15 protein-coding genes, 1 tRNA gene and 1 pseudogene are annotated in these 19,397 nt (G+C 32.9%); 11 read left to right on the top strand and 6 right to left on the bottom strand.

Annotated features, from left to right (window positions below; all coding sequences use genetic code 11):
- Positions 1-191: 191 nt before the first annotated feature.
- The 4 genes from FPB0191_RS05840 to FPB0191_RS05825 form a co-directional block, all read right to left on the bottom strand.
- On the bottom strand, positions 192-3,059 hold the full coding sequence (locus tag FPB0191_RS05840; protein ID WP_039104626.1) for a valine--tRNA ligase: 2,868 nt from the start codon (positions 3,057-3,059) through the stop codon (positions 192-194).
- A gap of 210 nt (positions 3,060-3,269) precedes the next feature.
- Positions 3,270-3,740 carry a DUF3597 domain-containing protein gene (locus tag FPB0191_RS05835; RefSeq protein ID WP_039104624.1) on the bottom strand — a complete coding sequence of 157 codons (471 nt, stop codon included), beginning with the start codon at positions 3,738-3,740 and terminating at the stop codon, positions 3,270-3,272.
- A 130-nt stretch (positions 3,741-3,870) separates the two neighbouring features.
- Entirely contained in the window at positions 3,871-4,332 is a 462-nt protein-coding gene (locus FPB0191_RS05830) for a DNA polymerase III subunit chi (RefSeq protein ID WP_039104620.1), read from the bottom strand.
- A 54-nt stretch (positions 4,333-4,386) separates the two neighbouring features.
- Entirely contained in the window at positions 4,387-5,871 is a 1,485-nt protein-coding gene (locus FPB0191_RS05825; protein ID WP_039104619.1) for a leucyl aminopeptidase, read from the bottom strand.
- Positions 5,872-6,146: 275 nt separating this feature from the next.
- Here FPB0191_RS05825 and lptF point away from each other — a divergent pair, with 275 nt between their 5' ends.
- The 4 genes from lptF to FPB0191_RS05805 all read left to right on the top strand — a co-directional run bounded on the left by lptF (position 6,147) and on the right by FPB0191_RS05805 (position 10,094).
- Entirely contained in the window at positions 6,147-7,262 is a 1,116-nt protein-coding gene (lptF, locus tag FPB0191_RS05820) for an LPS export ABC transporter permease LptF (RefSeq protein WP_039104617.1), read from the top strand.
- A gap of 12 nt (positions 7,263-7,274) precedes the next feature.
- Complete coding sequence (gene lptG / locus FPB0191_RS05815) at positions 7,275-8,339, top strand: LPS export ABC transporter permease LptG (RefSeq protein ID WP_039104615.1); 1,065 nt, start codon at positions 7,275-7,277, stop codon at positions 8,337-8,339.
- Between the two features lie 94 nt (positions 8,340-8,433).
- Positions 8,434-8,520, top strand: a tRNA-Leu gene (locus tag FPB0191_RS05810).
- 644 nt (positions 8,521-9,164) lie between these two features.
- A complete protein-coding gene (locus tag FPB0191_RS05805; RefSeq protein WP_039104613.1) occupies positions 9,165-10,094 on the top strand; it encodes a hypothetical protein in 930 nt (309 codons plus the stop codon).
- Between the two features lie 86 nt (positions 10,095-10,180).
- On the opposite strand, the gene FPB0191_RS11715 is transcribed toward FPB0191_RS05805, so the two are convergent.
- Positions 10,181-10,945 carry a ChbG/HpnK family deacetylase gene (locus tag FPB0191_RS11715; protein ID WP_052236815.1) on the bottom strand — a complete coding sequence of 255 codons (765 nt, stop codon included), beginning with the start codon at positions 10,943-10,945 and terminating at the stop codon, positions 10,181-10,183.
- Positions 10,946-11,208: 263 nt separating this feature from the next.
- On the opposite strand from FPB0191_RS11715, the pseudogene FPB0191_RS12585 reads away from it, so the two are divergent.
- The 4 genes and pseudogenes from FPB0191_RS12585 to FPB0191_RS05785 form a co-directional block, all read left to right on the top strand.
- Positions 11,209-11,976: pseudogene (locus FPB0191_RS12585) on the top strand (ABC transporter substrate-binding protein); the annotation flags it as partial.
- Between the two features lie 60 nt (positions 11,977-12,036).
- The gene (locus FPB0191_RS12420; RefSeq protein WP_052236987.1) at positions 12,037-13,584 is read left to right on the top strand and encodes an amino acid ABC transporter permease/ATP-binding protein; all 1,548 of its coding nucleotides are present in this window, start codon (positions 12,037-12,039) and stop codon (positions 13,582-13,584) included.
- Positions 13,585-13,653: 69 nt separating this feature from the next.
- The gene (locus tag FPB0191_RS05790; RefSeq protein ID WP_110021855.1) at positions 13,654-14,139 is read left to right on the top strand and encodes an L-2-amino-thiazoline-4-carboxylic acid hydrolase; all 486 of its coding nucleotides are present in this window, start codon (positions 13,654-13,656) and stop codon (positions 14,137-14,139) included.
- Entirely contained in the window at positions 14,129-15,379 is a 1,251-nt protein-coding gene (locus FPB0191_RS05785; protein WP_039104606.1) for a M20 family metallo-hydrolase, read from the top strand. Before FPB0191_RS05790 ends, FPB0191_RS05785 begins: the two co-directional genes overlap by 11 nt.
- Before the next feature lie 108 nt (positions 15,380-15,487).
- Here FPB0191_RS05785 and FPB0191_RS05780 read toward each other — a convergent pair whose 3' ends face one another.
- Complete coding sequence (locus tag FPB0191_RS05780) at positions 15,488-16,207, bottom strand: type 1 glutamine amidotransferase (RefSeq protein ID WP_039104605.1); 720 nt, start codon at positions 16,205-16,207, stop codon at positions 15,488-15,490.
- 513 nt (positions 16,208-16,720) lie between these two features.
- Here FPB0191_RS05780 and FPB0191_RS05775 point away from each other — a divergent pair.
- The 3 genes from FPB0191_RS05775 to FPB0191_RS05765 are packed head-to-tail and all read left to right on the top strand — an operon-like array spanning position 16,721 to position 19,310.
- The gene (locus FPB0191_RS05775; protein WP_039104604.1) at positions 16,721-17,761 is read left to right on the top strand and encodes a methionine ABC transporter ATP-binding protein; all 1,041 of its coding nucleotides are present in this window, start codon (positions 16,721-16,723) and stop codon (positions 17,759-17,761) included.
- Positions 17,754-18,431, top strand: coding sequence for a methionine ABC transporter permease (locus FPB0191_RS05770; protein ID WP_039104603.1), 678 nt, complete (start codon positions 17,754-17,756; stop codon positions 18,429-18,431). Before FPB0191_RS05775 ends, FPB0191_RS05770 begins: the two co-directional genes overlap by 8 nt.
- 51 nt (positions 18,432-18,482) lie before the next feature.
- Positions 18,483-19,310 (top strand): MetQ/NlpA family ABC transporter substrate-binding protein, encoded by an 828-nt coding sequence (locus FPB0191_RS05765; protein WP_039104602.1) that lies wholly within the window; start codon positions 18,483-18,485, stop codon positions 19,308-19,310.
- Positions 19,311-19,397 lie beyond the last annotated feature (87 nt).

Raw genomic sequence — 19,397 nt, 5'->3', positions numbered from 1 at the left:
ATTAAATAAACGTGACATTGTCACATAACGATTAATTGAAGATTACTTTTATATGGCTTTTTATTGTGTCCCCCTCCCCTATTTAAAGAGGATCGTATTGTGATCTTTTCAAGCAATAGTTTATAAATTAAAAACCATAAAAAAACCCGTCCAAAGGACGGGCTATAGGGTGTAACTTTGAGCACTCCTAGTTATAGTTTTTCAATTGAAGCATATTGATCAAGTAATTTCATTTTATCATCTTGATAATTTTGACGTTTTTCTTTCTCTTTTGCTACAACTGCTTCAGGTGCTTTATCTACAAAGCTAGCATTAGAGAGCTTCCCATCAATTCGTTTAATTTCATTATCAAGACGATCTATTTCTTTACTTAATCGTGCTAATTCATCAGCTTTGTTAATTAATCCTGCCATTGGAATCAATAATTCAGCTCCATCGACTAATTTAGTTACAGACATTGGACCTTTCTCTCCTTCATCTAAAATAAGAATCTCGGAAAGCTTCGCCAATGATTTAATAAATGTGACATTGTCACTAATTCGTCGATGAACTAAAGGTGATGCATCACGTACTAAGAGTTGTAATGGTTTACTTGGTGCAATATTCATTTCAGCTCTTATATTACGAATTGCTATGACAACCTGTTTAATCCAATTTAAATCAGAAACCGCTTGTTCATTATCATGTCTATGATCAGGATTTGGTATTTTTTGCAACATAATGGTATCGGCATGAATATTCATTATACCTTTAACATTTTGCCAAATAGCTTCAGTAATAAATGGAATAATCGGATGGGCTAAACGTAATAGTGATTCAAGTATTGAAACTAATGTATGACGAGCAGCTCTTTGTTGATTTGTATTTCCATTATTTAAAATAGATTTGGTTAATTCCAAATACCAATCACAGAATTGATTCCAAGTAAATTCATATAAAATACTCGCAGCAATATCAAATCGATAGGTTGCAAAAGCATCTTGATAAGATTTAATAGTTTGATTAAATTCAGCTAAAATCCATTTATCAGCTAGAGAATATTCTAAATTCCCACCTTTGAAACCACAATCATGATTTTGTGTATTCATTAATACGTAACGACTAGCATTCCATAATTTATTACAGAAATTTCGATAACCTTCTAGACGTTTAAGATCCCAGTTAATATCTCGTCCAGTTGAAGCTAAAGCAGCTAATGTAAAACGTAATGCATCAGTACCATGTGGTTCAATTCCATTTGGGAACTGTTTTTCAGTGCGTTTTGCTATTTTTTCAGCTAACTGAGGTTGCATCATATTGCCAGTACGTTTATTAAGTAGATCGGGTAAAGAAATACCATCAATCATATCTAAAGGATCTATGACATTCCCTTTAGATTTTGACATTTTCTGCCCTTCTTCGTCACGAATCAAACCTGTTACATAAACAGTTTTGAATGGTACTTGTGGATTACCATGTTCATCCTTAATAAAATGCATAGTCATCATAATCATTCTGGCTACCCAGAAGAAAATAATATCGAAACCAGTTACTAGCACATCTGTTGGATGATAGGTTTTTAAATCATCGGTATTTTCTGGCCAACCTAAAGTTGAAAAAGTCCAAAGTGCTGATGAGAACCAAGTATCAAGAACATCCTCATCTTGATTTAAGATAATATCATTAGCAAGATTATTTTCTCGTCTCACTTCCGCTTCATCACGGCCAACATAAACATTACCTTGATTATCGTACCAAGCCGGAATACGATGTCCCCACCAAAGTTGACGAGAAATACACCAATCTTGAATATCATTCATCCAAGAAAAATACATGTTTTCATATTGTTTTGGTACAAATTGAATATCTCCATTTTTTACAGCATCAATAGCGGGTTCAGCTAACACTTTGGCTCTAACATACCACTGATCGGTTAACATTGGCTCAATGACTACACCACCACGATCGCCATATGGAATTGTTAAATCATGAGGTTCGATTTTTTCTAGTATTTCCAATGTTTCACAAGCCGCAATCATAGCTTTTCGAGCGGCAAAACGTTCTAACTTTCTAAATTCTTGCGGGATTTCTGAAGAATAAACAGAACTAGGTTCACCATTGGTATCGAAGACTTCTGCTTGTTCACGTATATCACCATCAAATGTAAATATATTGATCATCGGTAATTGATGACGTTTACCAACTTCATAGTCGTTAAAGTCATGTGCAGGTGTGATTTTCACACATCCCGTTCCTTTAGTCATATCCGCATGTTCATCGCCAACAATTGGTATACGGCGATTAACAAAAGGTAATAAAACATATTTTCCGATGAGATTTTTGTAACGAGGATCTTCAGGATTAACCGCTACGCCTGTATCACCTAATAAAGTTTCTGGACGTGTGGTTGCTACAACAAGATAATTTTTACCATCAGCAGTAGTAACACCATCTGCTAAAGGATAACGAATATGCCACATTGAACCTTTAACTTCTTTATTTTCAACTTCTAAATCTGAAATTGCTGTACGAAGTTTTGGATCCCAATTAACTAATCGTTTTCCTCGATAAATTAAATCTTCCTTATATAAACGAACAAAGACTTCTTTAACGGCATTAGATAAACCATCGTCCATAGTGAAACGTTCACGATCCCAATCTACGGAATCACCTAGACGACGCATTTGTTTAGTGATACTACCACCAGACTCAGCTTTCCATTGCCAGATTTTTTCAATGAATTGTTCTCGACCATAGTCATGACGCGTTTTATTTTCTTCAGCTGCAATTTTACGTTCAACAACCATTTGTGTTGCAATGCCAGCATGATCAGTACCTGATTGCCATAGCGTATTATCACCTTGCATACGATGGTAGCGAATTAGTGCATCCATGATGGTTTGCTGAAATGCGTGCCCCATATGTAAGCTACCCGTTACATTTGGTGGTGGAATTGCGATGCAATAGCTTGGTGCTGATTTATCACCATTTGGTTTGAAATAGCCGCTTTTTTCCCAGTGAGTATAAATGGGTTGTTCTATTTCTTGAGGATTATATGTTTTATCTAATGTTATTTTCATGTGACTTTGCAAATCCAATATAAAGAAACTGTGCCCATAAAATTTAAGCACATAAATAAATAGCCGTTATTCTACAACAATTTGCTCTGAGAAAGAAACGGAATAATTACAATTTAATAGGCAAAAATGTTCAATAGAAGAAATTCGATATTTATGTTTAAATGAAAAGCAAAATTAAAATAAATATCGAATTAAAGAGTGAAGTTTATTTTAGAAAAGATCTTTTACATTACCGCCTTTTTCGGCAATTTTTTTCATTACTTCTTTATGTAACCAAGTATTCATTGTAGCACTATCACTAGTATTACCTTGATAATGAAGTTCAGCAGCTAATTTTTTACGTGCCTCTAAACTACTATCTAATCCTAACAATTTTAACATATCAACAATTGATGTACGCCAATTAAGTTTCTGAGGATTATTTTTTGCTAAACCGTCAAGGATCGAAACGACATCTATATGTGGTGTTTGATTGCTTGAATTAGTTTGATTATTTTGGTTTTGGTTAGTTGATGATTGGGTCTGGTTAGATTGATTTGCTTGATTAGATTCATTAGGATGATTGGTGACTGCGTCTTTCGTTGCTTTAGCTGCATTTTCGACTTTATCTTTGATATTACCAACGACATTGCCAAATGATGATGGAATAATTTTTGAAAATATATTTTGCAAAATACTCATTTAAAACTCCTCGGTTAACTAGAAAATTTCACCAATACATAAAACTATGTATTTAGTTAATATTAAATCAACGTATATGTCAATGAGTTAGATTTAAAAAATTACTATATTTATCAATAAGATAGTAGAATTACCCACCAGAAACTTTAATAGTTTTAATATTGAATCCCATACTTTTATAAGTTAAATAACGCTCTCTTGCCAATGCTTTTAAGTTCTCATCTGGTGGAACAAAATCAATAATGTCATTGTATGCTGGCGAAAATTCAGGGAATTGTTCCTGAAGGTTAACTAATAATTGCCTATTACCATTCCCCTTTTTGCCGACCCATGCAATCTCAACAGGAGAACCATTGGTTAGCCCTTCTCCTACTAAATTATGCGGAACAAAACTCTCTGGACTTAGTTGCCATAAATATTCATCAATCCTTTCCGCTTGCTCTTGATTTTGACAAGCAACAAGAATTCGTAATCCTTGCTGCCAATTTAATATAATCTGTTCACAAGCTAGTTTTTCATGAGGCAATAATGCGTTATCAATAGAAAATTTTTTTGCATTTTCAATTAAGTAAAAAATAACTTTTTTTAGCATTATTGCTCCAATCAAACTAATTTAGTATTAAATATTTCATTAAGTCATATTGACCTAATGAGATTGATCTAACAAATATTGTATTAACATTGCAACAGGTCTACCCGTTGCACCTTTATTAGCACCTGATTTCCAAGCGGTACCGGCAATGTCTAAATGAGCCCAATGGTAATTTTTTGTAAATCGTGATAAAAAGCAACCGGCAGTTATAGTCCCACCATCTCGCCCTGCCGAATTAACAATATCGGCACAAGTTGATTTGATTTGCGCTTGAAAATCATCATCCATAGGTAATGCCCAAGCTTTATCATGTGCTTTTTTTGATGCTTCTATTAGTTGAGCAACAAGTTGATCATCATTACCTAATACACCTGTATAATGATGTCCTAGCGCAACAATACAAGCACCAGTCAATGTTGCGATATCAATCACTGAACGCGGTTTATATCGTTCAACGAAGGTCAGTACGTCACATAATACTAAACGACCTTCAGCATCTGTATTAATAACTTCAACTGTTTGACCGGATAGTGTTGTCAAAATATCACCTGGGCGATAAGATGTGCTGCTTGGCATATTCTCACAACCTGCCATAACACCAATTACATTGATCGGTAAATTGAGTTCAGCAATAGCTTTCATTACACCATATACCGTTGCAGCCCCACACATATCATATTTCATTTCATCCATAGACGCTGCAGGTTTTATCGATATTCCACCCGAATCAAAAGTTAAACCTTTTCCAACTAATACAATTGGCGCATCTTTCTTATTTTTTGAACCACGATAATCTAGAATGGTCATGATAGACTCATTATCTGAACCTCGACCAACAGCTAAATAGGCATCCATTTTTAATAATGCCAATGCTTGTTCGTCATAACAAGAAAATGATAATTTCTCATGTTCAAGACTCAATTGTTTAGCTCTATCCGCTAAATATTGTGCATTACATATATTTGATGGTTGATTAGCGAGTGATTTGGTTGCACTTACAGCATTAGCAATAATCTGACCATGATCAACCGCTAATTGCGCAGATTTTAACAATGTATTATCAGCTAAAATTAAGTCAAGTTTTTCAGTAATAACGGTCTTGGATTTTGTCGTTTGATACTCATCAAATCGATATGTATGATTGTTAAGGTTTTCTATGAAAAATCGTACGAAGTGATAAACGGATGAATCAGTAATATGACTTACTGCATAACTAACTGTTTTGCTATTTAAACAAGCTAATTGATCAGCGATACTTTTCGTAATTTTAGGTATGTTGATTAATAGATTATCTTGCGAATTACCAATCCCGACTAATAATACTTTCTTAGCTGCCACCTGCGATAAATGATATAGTGGTAGTGTGTCACCAATATTTCCTTTGAAATCACCTGACTTAATTAGTTTAGCTACCAAATTATCTGTTAACTGATCAAATGCTTTAATCTGATCTGATTGTTCTTCACCGTTAACTACGGCTAAAATTAAACAGTCCGTTTCTTGTTTAAATATATCATAGTGTTTAATCTCAAACTTCATAACATGACCTCAAAATTAGTCTGGTTGATCAAAAGCAATAACTAGTTGATTTTATTTTGCATATTATTTCAAATCAAATTGATATGCTAAAATTAACAACAAATAGTGGTTGTTTTTCGATATGCGGATTATAAATTTCAATAAAAAAAGAATAATGATTGTTATTCTAACGTTAAACACATTGATATCAACAAAAATTAATAACGAAATGAACATTTTCGCGTTATAATCCTGTGTCATTTTCATATAAAACATTTGTTGTAGGCAAAGTACGCGTGATAATTCGTCGATATATTACAAAAGAAACCCTAAAAACCCAATTAGCAATACTCTTTATCTTATTGATGATATTCTTTTCTCAAAAATTAATAAGAATTTTATCAAATGCTGTTGATGGTGATATCCCTGCAAATTTAGTTATGCCGTTATTATTGTTGGGTGTCTCAGATATGGCCGAACTTATTTTACCACTAAGCCTATTTCTCGGAATTTTAATTACATTAGGTCGTTTTTATTCAAATAGTGAAATGGTAGCTATGTATGCTTGTGGCGTTAAAAAGGCTATCATTTATCAAGTCGTTATTTTACTTTCTATAATTACATCTGTATTTACTATAAGTAATATTGTTTGGTTTGGACCTTGGTCTGATATTCAGCAAGAGCAATTAGTTGAACACGCTAAATTAAATCCAAGTTTGGCCGGATTATTAGCTGGACAATTCCAAAGAATGCCACAAGGTGATTCTGTTATTTATATCGGTAATGTGAAAAATAATACAATTGAAAATGTATTTATTGCTACTACAAATCGTTCTAAATCACAGCGCCCTACTATTATCTTAGCTAATAAAGGTCAAATTCTGTCTGATGAAAGTAACAATCAAATTATTATTCTAGATAATGCAAATCGTTACGAAGGTACATCGAATATCAAAGATTTTCGTATATCGAATTTTAATCATTATCAAGGTATTATCAAAACAAAAGAATTGAAAGAATCAGACTATAAAAAAGCAAATGATGTTGATCAAATCTCATTAAGTGAATTACGTCAGCTCAATACACCTAAGGCTCAAGCTGAATATTTTTGGCGTTTGACGTTAATTATCTCTGCTCCATTAATGGCCTTTCTAGTTATACCTCTTAGTGCGGCCAACCCAAGACAAGGGCGATTAGCGAGGGTATTACCTGCTATTTTGCTATATTTAATCTATTTTTTACTAGAAAGTTCAATTAAGGCTAATGCTGCTAAAGGAAGACTTGACCCGGCATTTTGGTTTTTTCTTGTTAATGGTAGTTATTTTATGTTGGCGGTTATCTTTAATATTTGGGATAGTTTACCAATGAGAAAATTGCGTTATAAATTTTTACCAACTCGTTTTGCTTCATAAGGAAATACAGACATGTTTACGATTTTAGACCGTTATATCGGCAAAACGATTTTGAATATGATTGGTATTACATTATTTTTGCTTATTAGTTTATCAGTGATTATTCGTTTTATCGATCAATTAAGACGAGTTAAGTTAGATTATAATGCCTTTTCAGCAGCATTATATTCCCTGTTCTTAGTGCCAAAAGATTTAGAATTATTCTTTCCAATCGCAGCACTTATTGGTGCTTTAATTGGGCTTGGTATATTAGCGTCTAAGAGTGAATTGATTGTTATGGAAACGGCTGGTTTTGGTCGCATTAATATCGTCAAATCAGTATTAAAAACAGCTATTCCGTTAATGCTAATTGTTATGGCCGTTGGTGAATGGGTCGCTCCTGTAGCTGAGCAAGCAGCGCGTAATATGCGATCTGAAAAACTGTATGGTGGTTCATTATTAGCTTCACAAAATAGTATCTGGGTCAAGGATACTAATGAGTTTGTACATATAAATAAAGTTAATGCAGATAATTCTATTTCAAATATTGATATCTATTCAGTTAATAATGGTAATTTAACCGCAATTACACATGCAGCTTTTGGTACTTATAAAAAAAATCATTGGCAATTACAGCAAGTTGATAAAACCGATTTAACCAATGCTAATAAAATTCAAAATACTAACTATATTAATATGGATTGGAAAACCACTATCACACCTGATAAATTAAATATCGTAGCACAAGATCCTGATTCATTATCAGCATCTGGGTTGTATCAGTATGCACAGTATTTAAAATTATCAGGTCAAGATGCAAGTAATTATGAGCTTTTATTCTGGAAGAAAATGTTTAAACCACTTTCTATTACAGTAATGATGCTTCTTGCTCTATCTTTTATATTTGGACCTTTGCGAAGTGTTCCAATGGGAATTAGAGTCGTTACTGGTGTCTTTTTTGGTTTTATTTTTTATATCACCGATACGCTATTTTCTAAGATTATTATTTATATTGGCTTATCTCCTATGCTAGGTGCTTTAATTACAAGTATGCTATTTTTAGGCTTTAGTTATTATCTGTTTACGCGGAAAAGGTGAATTTTTCATCATTCAATGCGAAAATGAATAATTATAGTTGCAAGGAAATAAGAGCTTAGTATAATGCCAACGTTTACTTTATTTACCTAGCAATGCCAGTGTGGCGAAATCGGTAGACGCAGCGGATTCAAAATCCGCCGCCCTTAAAAGCGTGTCGGTTCGAGTCCGACCACTGGCACCATAATCCACTATACATAATCCACTATAATAGTTTTAAAAATTAATTAAATCGCCCATCTCAATAAATAAAACAATCTATTCATTAGTACTTATTCTCACATACACTGAACAAAAATTGTAACGCGATTAAGTTTGCACTATTCTACATTTTGCTGATATCAATCTGTTTACAGCTCTCTTTGCTTGATTTGATTTATTTATTTGCCTAGCTATGTAGTCTTAGCAAGACTTGTGAAACAAATAATGAATGGTGTATAACAAATCAAGGTTGTTAATGCGAAACAATTAATAGAATTTGTTTCTACTTTCCTCTAAGCTAATTTATTATACTGTAAAGTAACGTGACAGTGTCACATGAAAATTCACCGAAAATATAGAAAAATGACTAAATACTATTTCTTCCTAAAAGAAAAGTAGGCTATCAAATCCATTGAATATAAATAAATCATCTGTATACATTCACCTCTGAAATAAAAATGTAATCAATAGAATTCTAACGTATCATTCAGATATCTAGATTGTTATTAAACTTTTCAGTATAGCTTCATTGCCAAAACAATGGTGTTATTTTGAATTGATTAGAAAGTTACTTTAAAATTGTGCTAAAATCGCTTTACAATTAATTCTTATAAAATTTTTAATGTGATGAAATTAGTAAAATATATCCTATTATTCGCTTCTAGCTTGTCTCTTGTGGGTTGTTTTGAAAAAGGCTCTCTCAATCGTTGGATTGATAATCCAACAGCAAATGAAATTAAATTAAAGATCGATAATACTGAATTAACAATTCCAGCAAGATCTGGTATTGATTATGAATTTGATTTTGGTAAACATACTTTAACCTATAACAATGAAACGTTAACTTTTGTTGTCAAACCCGCTAAATTAGGTACTACTAGTTTTATTAATCCAACGCAGAGTAATTATTTTGTACGTTCTATCATTCTTGCAGCACCAAATACGAATAACGAAGAATATGAAAAAGTTGCAAGAAAGGAGCTTAGAAATATTCCTGTAATTATTGATGGTGTTCGAAGAGAATTCACCCTACCTGCTAAACTCATTAATGATGTTATTATTGATAGATATGATAATAATTGGGACTATTCATATGATGAAGAATTACCTAAAGAAGAGGCAGATTTATCTAAAAACACGACTAATTTTGAAATAAAAAGAAAACTATACCGACAAAATGATTATCTCAAATATTTATTAGGTGATGAAGTACGCGATAAAGATGAGTTTATTTTCCCTTACGAACCTCAAAAATTCGAAAAAATTAAAAAATACAGTTTTGCTAAGATTAATCTAAACGAAATAACTTGTGAACCTGGTCGTGAATATATGAAAAACTTATTAGATAACTGGGAACATCTTTTTACATTAAAAGGTGGTGATTTTGCAAGTTCATATAATAAATTAGTTTCAGATGATGAAAATCATAAAAACAGTGAATCAGAAAAACTGTGTACTCAAGAAAATGATCCTAATAAAACTTATCATAAAAACTTAACAAAATTCCTTAAATCTATAAATGATGTACGTGATGTTCATCTTTACGTAATCAATTAGTACAATCAAGGTACATAATTACTAAATTGGCATAAAATTATTAGTGTAAATTTTATGCCCTCACCTCAACTCTCTTAAATGTATTATTATTTTTGTGGTAAATCTTTATAACTAATTAATTCTATATGATTCTGTTTAATCCAATTCTTTAACTCTTCTGCACAAAAGCATTGTATATCAATACATCTTCCGATCGTCAAACTTGATAATTGTGTCAATTCATAATCAATATATCCAGGGTGTCCAATTAATTCAAAATATCCGTCACTATTCAGTTCCTCTTGAGAAAAAAGATTTATGGTATCTGCTATATTTTTACTTGGTACAGTTAACATTTTTTGGATTGGTATAGTTCTATGGATAATTTCCTTAAAACATTCATTTTTATTAACGAAGGTTAATTGGCGGATAGGCAAATCATAACGATTCGCTAATTCCTGTATAATTTGCGAGCCTCCGTATATTGCTTCAATACCATGATGGGAATTAATGTGGTCAGGGATTTTACCTGTTAATTGAATAAACCTATCTACTTGTGCCTGACACTCTTGAGCAATCTCAACTAATTTTATATGATTTGAGGAATCATTAAGGATTGCTTTATTGAATGTGCCATCTTCTTTAAGAATTGATTTAGTTCTTTTATTTACTGGATACCCTAGCGTAATATTCAAATGTAAACCGACAGATAGCTTTGGATTAGCTTCCCAGAGTTTAATTGCATCTTCAGCATGGGGCATATTGATCATGATTGAAGTTGAAGTTAAAACACCATGATTAAAGCAATCAATAATGCCAAGATTACATGCGCGCGAAATCCCAAAATCATCTCCGTTGATAATTAGTTTCATGTTTGGTAACTCCGTTTTAATTGTTCTAATATTTCTTATTGAAAATAAATTCAATATTTTCAGTTCACTATTTCTAATCTTTTATACAAACCAATAATACATATTAATAAGCTAATAACTTGAAGGTAAATTAGAAATATATATTAAATCATCATATCAATATAACGATTTATTATTATTTAAATCTTATTAGCTAACTATAATCAATAACATTAAACATAACAAAATTAAAATTATATTATTATAGGAAATAGGATAAATAAATGATGCATGCTTACCCGTTACCTAAAAAGGACTTTTTAGGATTTATCCTCGCTCTTTTAATTATTTTTATCACTCCTCTAGCTCAAGCTAAGACAGATATCTTAAGAGTGGGAATTGATTTGACCTATGCGCCATTTGCGTATTTAGAGAATAATCAGCCTGAAGGATTTGATCCAGATTTTATGCGATTATTAGCTAGCAAAGGTAATAAAACTGCACAATTCAATGATACACGAATCGAGAATATTATTATTGGTTTAGAGTCTGGTCATTATGATGTTGTGGCCAGTGCACTCTACGTGAATGAAACTCGCGCTAAACAAGTGGATTTTATCCCTTACTTACAAACTGGCGGTGTATTACTAGTCCGTAAGGAGGATAACTTTAATCCACAAAATATAACAGATTTATGTAATAAAAAAGTCTCATCAATGAAAGGTGCTGCTTGGATTGAAACCATTAACCAAATCAGTGAAACCTATTGTAAAACGCATAATTTAGGCGCTATTGTTGTTAAAGAATATCCAAGTGCCCCTGAAGCATCGCAAGCATTATTAGCCCGTGGAGTTGACGTACAATATGAAGATGCCGCTGTTGCACAAATGGTGATCGCACAATTAAATAATGAATTAAAGATCACAAGTAAACATATGCTTAACCCAGTTTTAATAGGATTAGCGGTTAGAAAAAATGATATTAGTATTAAACAAGATTTAGTTGGTTTAATTAAGCAAGTAAGAGAAACGGGTCAATATGATGAATTAGTGAAGCAATATAATTTAGCCTACCCAAATCAGTCTTTGCTGGCAAGTAATCAGCAATTCATCATTACTGATTTAAATGGTGAATTAAAAAATAGAGATGTCGTTACATCACAAGGTTTTGACTGGCATTATTTTGTATCACAATTAGTAAATCCTAATTTTGTTAAAGCAAGCTGGACAGTAACTAAGTTAAGTATCATAGCTTGGACATGTGCCCTACTCTTTGGTTTGTTATTAGCTTTAGGCAATCGAGCTAAAAATCCAATTTTACAGAATTTAACAACATCCTATATTTGGTTATTTCGTAGCTTACCTTTGCTTGTTCTTTTAATTTACATTTACAGTTTACCGCGATTTTGGGAAGCAAGCAGTGTTGTGTTGTCTGACCCTTTTTGGGCTGGTTTGATAGCTTTAATTTTAAGTGAAAGTGCTTATATGGCCGAAATTCATCGCGGAGCTTTACAAGCTATTCCAAATGGTCAAATAGAGGCGGGTAAAGCATTAGGTATACGTTATTGGGCAATTCAAACAAAAATAATTTTCCCTCAAGCCTTACGCATTGCACTACCTCCTCTAACGAATCAACTCGTTACCATAGTTAAGCTTACCTCATTACTGTCCGTGATTTCATTAACTGAGATTTTACTAGTAGGACAGCAGCTTTATACGCGAAATTTTTTAGTCATAGAAACCCTAACAGTTGTTGCAATTTATTATGTCGCGATTGTGACAATGGTTACATGGTTAATTAAACGATTTGAAATCTATCTAGACGTCACAAAACGCAAAAATAAACAACCAGAAAAATTGACATCTTTAACTTCATTTTCAAACACCGAAACAACCTCAATCTTATCAAATAATCAAAAAAGTAAATTTGTTTTAGAACTAGCGAACCTAAATAAATACTATGGACATACTCAGGTATTAAAAAATATTAATTTAAATGTCTGTTGGGGAAATGTAATATCAATTATTGGACCATCTGGATCGGGTAAAACGACATTAATACGATCGATAAACGGCTTAACCCACTTAGATGAAGGTACGATTAAGTTGGAAGGTACGCCTTTTATTCAAGGACGTAAAAATCCTAATAAACAGTTTTATGAACGAATTGTTCATTTAGGTATGGTTTTCCAGAATTATAATTTATTCCCGCATAAAACGGTTCTAGACAATCTGCTATTAGCACCGGATTATCATAAAATGGATAAAGAGGAAAGCAAACGATCGGCTTTAATTTTATTAAATAAAGTGGGAATGATAGATCATGCATTTAAATATCCTCATCAATTATCTGGCGGGCAACAGCAACGTGTGGCAATAGCACGAGCTTTAGTAATGAAACCGAGTATAATATTATTTGATGAGCCAACTTCTGCCTTAGATCCCGAGTTAGTTAATGAAGTTTTATCAGTGATAGCTCAATTAGCGGCGGAAGGTATGACAATGTTAATTGTGACACATGAGATGTCTTTTGCGTTTAAAGTTTCAAATCGTATTATTTTTATGGAGAATGGGGAAATTATTCATGATGATTCTCCGGATGCTATAAGAAAAAGTAGTGATAAACGTCTACAACAATTTTTAAATCAATGTGAACATTAAAAACAATTGTATATTATTAATATAAATAACTGTTAAATGAAAGAAAATGATTTTTTTAAGGATTAAATGATGCAAGAGTTTCCTGATATTGGTATTTTACATCGACGTAAAATCGAAGCAGAAATAATCAAACCTATTTATGAAATATTAGTCCGTGATTACGGTAAAGAAGTGGCTAAAGCCATTATTGGTGAAGCTGTGGGGCAAGCTGCCGTTAATGCTGGAAAAGAGTTCGCTGCTAAAGAGCCGAATGGTACAAGTGTTGAGAGCTTTGTCGCACTACAACATCTTTGGGAACAAGATGATGCTTTAAAAATTACCGTAGTAGAAAATGACCACGAAAAATATGATTACAATGTCCATCGTTGTCGTTATGCAGAAATGTATCAAGAAATGGGATTAGCTGAAATCGGTTTTTTACTATCATGCAATCGAGATAGTAAATTCATAGAAGGCTATGCCCCACACGTTAAACTAGATCGCCCACATACCATAATGATGGGTGACGGCATTTGTGATTTTCGTTATCGCTTGCAGGTTGAAAATGAAAAATAGAACTCTACCCCAAATTAACATTAATCGTTTAGAACAGATGTTGAGTGATTTTGCGCAGATCGGTAAAACTGATAAAGGTGGTGTGACTCGATTAACACTGACTAAAGTTGATCAACAAGCGAGAGATCTACTAATAAGCATTAGTAAAACGGCTGGATTTAAGATTCGCATAGATAATTTCGGCAATATTTTTATTCGTCGTAATGGACTTGAAGATCTTCCCGTGGTGATGACGGGCTCTCATGGCGATAGCCAACCAAGAGGTGGACGTTATGATGGTATCTATGGTGTATTAGCCGGTTTAGAAGTTTTGTTGACCCTAAATGATTTTAATATTCAGACTCGTCATCCGATAGAGTTAGTAATGTGGACAAATGAAGAAGGTTCTCGCTTTGCGCCAGCAATGATGGGATCAGCGATATTTACAGAACAACTTGAAATTGAAACTGCCTATAAGATCAAGGATAAGGATGGAATTTCTGTCAAAGAAGCCTTAGAAAAAATTGGTTATATAGGAACAGATAAAGTTATTGGACAACCAATCAAAGCGGTAATAGAGGCTCATATTGAACAAGGACCTATCTTAGAATTAAATAATCAAACTATAGGTATTGTTACCGGTGCCTTTGGCCAACGTTGGTTTGAAGTAAAACTTACTGGTCTTGCCATGCATGCTGGAACAACACCGGTGAATATGCGTCAAGATGCAATTCTTGGGATGGCCCATTGCATTGTCGCTCTTAATCGTTTGGCACTTAAACCAAGCAGCAACGATGTTAGGTTAACCGTAGGCATGATTACAGCTAGCCCAAATTCACGCAACGTTGTAGCGGATGAAGCGTTTTTTACTATTGATATGCGCCATTATGATGCTGACCTGTTAGCCGATCTCGAAATTCAATTACGTTCAGAGTTGACTTCTATTGCCGACCAATTAAATTTAAATATAAATATCCAACGGGTGCTTTCAATGCCCGCAATACATTTTGATGAACAGTGTATAGATGCCGTCCGCAAGGCCGTAACTAAAAATCACTATGCATCACGCGAAATGATTTCTGGTGCAGGCCATGATGCTTGTCATCTAAGTACCATTGCCCCTACTTCAATGATATTTATTCCTTGTATAAAGGGATTGAGTCATAATGAGAGTGAAGCGATTACAACCGAATGGTGCCAAGCCGGTGCTAATGTATTATTAGATACATTATTAATTTTGGCAGAAAATGGCGGTGATTAATCGTTGATAAGACTAGTTACAGTCCCCAATTTCTATTATTACTTTACCTATCAGGATTAGGTCGTTTATCGAATGATAAACGACAATTTTGAAATTACCGTTCAAGCATTATTTACTTTTATACATTGCTACCAATTTATCTAAAAATACACACAATTTTTGGTTCATATCGTTGTAATCATGAGAACGAAGCGTTTCAACTGTATCAACGAATCGATATTTAGTTGCATGACGGAGATCGTTCTGTGTATTAGAAATTAACATTTCTATGATCTCTGTAGTAAACTCTAAATGACATTGAAAACCATAAACTCGATCACTATAAGCTATAATCTGACGAGGGCAACCTTCACTATGTGCTAAAATAACTGCATCAGCTGTTAATCCAGGCATATCACTATGCCAATGTCCAACCTCTAATTGAGAACCAAAATGGCTAAATAATGGATGATTCTGTCCAATGTGTGTCATCGTAATTGGATATTTTCCAATTTCTTTTTCTGGACTATGTTCATAATTAGCACCCAGCGCTTGACCGATCAATTGAGCTCCTAAGCAAACACCTAATACCATTTTATTTGCTTGAATAGCATCGTAAATCAATTGTTGTTCTGCTTTTGAATCATAATATGGACATTCATCAATTGAAGTAGCTGGAGATTGAGGCCCTCCCATAATGATAAGTAAATCAATGTCCTTAACATCCTTTGGTAATAGTTCATCAAGATAAACTCGAGAATAGGTTATTTGATAATGGTGCTGCTGTGCCCAAGTTAAATATACGCCTGGTGCTTCAAATGCTTCATGAATAACAAAATGAATATGCATTAGATCAACTCCTTTTTATAATTTAATTCACTAACGCTGGCTCAATATTCTTTTCATGCCAATAGTTAAAAATCAATAAATCCAACTTTTATTATTGTAATAAGTTAAAAATAATGCCCAATTAACATCAAATAAAATCGTCAATTATTTTATTAATATCAATTTAGAACAGATAATAATATATTTATTATACAAATACGAATTAGATATTTTTATTTAAATAGGAATTATTCTCATTATTTTGAGAAAATCAAACAAAAATACACCGGTAAGATGCATTTAATATATTAAAAGGATGGGTTTTTTATAAAAAATATTTGCTAAATATTTGTTTTTATTATAATAATGTAATATTTAAAAAATGAATCGAAAATAAAGAAGATTTAATTTAGGTAGGAATCAAAACTGGTAGTAATCAATATTTATTATTCCATTTGTCACTCTTTGATAACTAGCAGTTTATAAATTGGGCGCATTTGATGCATTAATGATAATTTATTAAGTAAGATTCCTATGATTGAATTTAAACATGTTAATAAGTCGTTTTATCATAATAAACAGGAAACTAAGATATTAAAGAATATTAATATTGCTATTGAGGACAATGATATATTTGGCATCATTGGTTACAGTGGTGCAGGTAAAAGTACCTTAATTCGACTCATTAATGCTTTAGAAAAACCTACTTCTGGTAAAATTTTAATTGATGGTCATGATTTAGCAAATTTCAATACTCATGAAATTCGCCAAATGAAACAGAAGATAGGGATGATTTTTCAAGGTTTTAACCTTTTAGAGTCTAAAACTGTCGCTGAAAATATTTCATTACCGCTATTGTTAGCTAAAGTAGCTAAAAAAGAACGCGATAAAATCGTCGATAAACTATTAAATTTTGTTGATTTAAAAGAGAAAAAATTTGCTTATCCAAGTGAATTATCGGGCGGGCAAAAACAACGCGTCTGTATTGCCAGAGCGCTTGCTAACCAACCTAAAATACTATTATGTGATGAAGCAACTTCGGCACTAGATCCACAGACAACACGAGCAATTCTTGATTTACTTAAGCGTATTAATCAAGAACAAAAAGTTACGATCGTTTTGGTAACACACGAAATGAGTGTGGTTAAACATATATGTAATAATATGTTAGTCATGGAAAAAGGACAAATTGTCGAACAAGGCAATGTAGTAGATATTTTTCAAAACCCGGCCTCCCCTGTTACTCGAAAATTTATCAATGCCGTTATTTACGATAAATTACCAACCCAAATTCTTAATAATATGTTGGAAAATGACATTACGAATATTTATCGATTTGAATTTCTAGGCTCATCTTGCCGACATTCTGTATTAAGTGATGCCATACTGCGTGATTGCGGAAAAATCTCTATCAATATTCTTTTCTCAAACATGATTGATATCAAAGAAAATGTCATTGGTTATATGTTTGTAAATATTGAAGGAAAACCAAAAGATATTAAAGATGCGATCGAGTTCTTAAGAAATAAGCAAGTTCGAATTGCAAAATTGGATAAGGATGGTAATTATGTTTGATTTTAATAGCTTATTGACAACTGATTTATTTCTAACTTCGTTGTATCAAACCTTCTTGATGGTTGGAATATCATTATTTTTTGGCGCAATTTTAGGAACAATATTCGCTGTAATCTTAGTTATCACTAAACCAAAAGGTATCGCCGAAAATAGGATTATTTATGTAATACTCAATACCTTCATTAATATTGTTCGCTCAATTCCTTCTTTAATTCTTCTCGTCTCTGTTCTACCTTTAAGCTACTTTATCATTGGTACTTCTTATGGCACAACAGCAGCCGTCTTACCGTTAATTTTCTTTGTAAGTCCTTATATTGCTCGATTAGTAGAGAATTCATTGTTAGAAGTTGATACTGGTATTATTGAAGCAGCTAATGCTATGGGAGCAACAACCTGGCAAGTTATTTGGCATTTTTTACTTCCAGAAGCAAAATCATCGTTAGTGTTAAGTTATACCACAGCAACAATCGGTTTAATTGGTGCGACAGCTGTAGCTGGCACAATAGGTGCGGGAGGAATTGGTGACTTAGCGCTTAACTATGGTTATTATCGATTTGATCATATTGCAATGATAACGACGATTATCACCTTAATTATCATTGTTCAAATTATACAAACCATTGGTAATCGACTATCCAAATCAATACGCAATCATCATCGTAAAGATTAAATCAATCTCTATTATTAGATTCTATAAAACCCCAATTATAAAGGAGTTATCATGAAGAAATTGTTATCTATACCCATTGTGATCATTTTAGGCTTTCTTTCCTTTGCATGTGATCACAAATCGGATAACCAAACAAATCATTCAGAGAAAAAAGAGATTGTAGTCGGACTACCACCTAGTATGCACAATATAATGATGGAACGTGTCATCAAACCTGAATTAGAAAAGATGGGATATAAAGTTAAGCTGGTTAATTTTAGCTCATTACGTGATGCTAATTCGGCTTTAGTAGAAGGTTACACTGATTTAAATGCTGCGCAGCATCAAGCATATTTGGATGTCTATAATAAAGAAACAAACAATAACTTAGTTTCTCTTGTACATATACCTTCAATACCGGCAGCATTATATTCTAAAAAACATCATTCCATTAATGAAATTGCTAAAGGTCAAACAATTGCTATACCCAATGATCCATCCAATACCGCGCGAGCATTATTAATGCTACAGAAATTAAATTGGATTTCCCTCAAACCCGGAATTGAATTAGGAACAGCAAATTTGACGGATTTAGCAGAGAATCAATATAATTTACAATTTAAGTCAGTACTATCTGAATTAATACCCCGCATGTTGAGTGAAATGGATTATGGTATTATGCCTGGCGGTGTTGCTTGGTTAAGTAAAGTACCCGCGTCTGATGCATTAGTTCAAGAACAATTAACACCGGATCTTGAACTAATGGTTGTGGTTAAAAAAGAAGATCTTAATAAACAGTGGGCAAAAGACATTAAAAACCTTTATCAATCCGATTTAATGAAGAAATTTATCAATAACGATCCTGACGCGAAAGGTCGATTCATTTGGCCTCGTGGATAACCTATTCTAAATTGGTATGCTAAAAAACGCCTATTCGAGTCAAAAACAGAATAGGCGTCATTTGGTATCATTAGCAAAAATAAGATG

The sequence above is a fragment of the Frischella perrara genome (assembly GCF_000807275.1).
In the GTDB taxonomy this organism is placed as follows: Bacteria; Pseudomonadota; Gammaproteobacteria; order Enterobacterales; family Orbaceae; genus Frischella; species Frischella perrara.
This window is presented reverse-complemented; position numbering and strand designations above follow the sequence as displayed.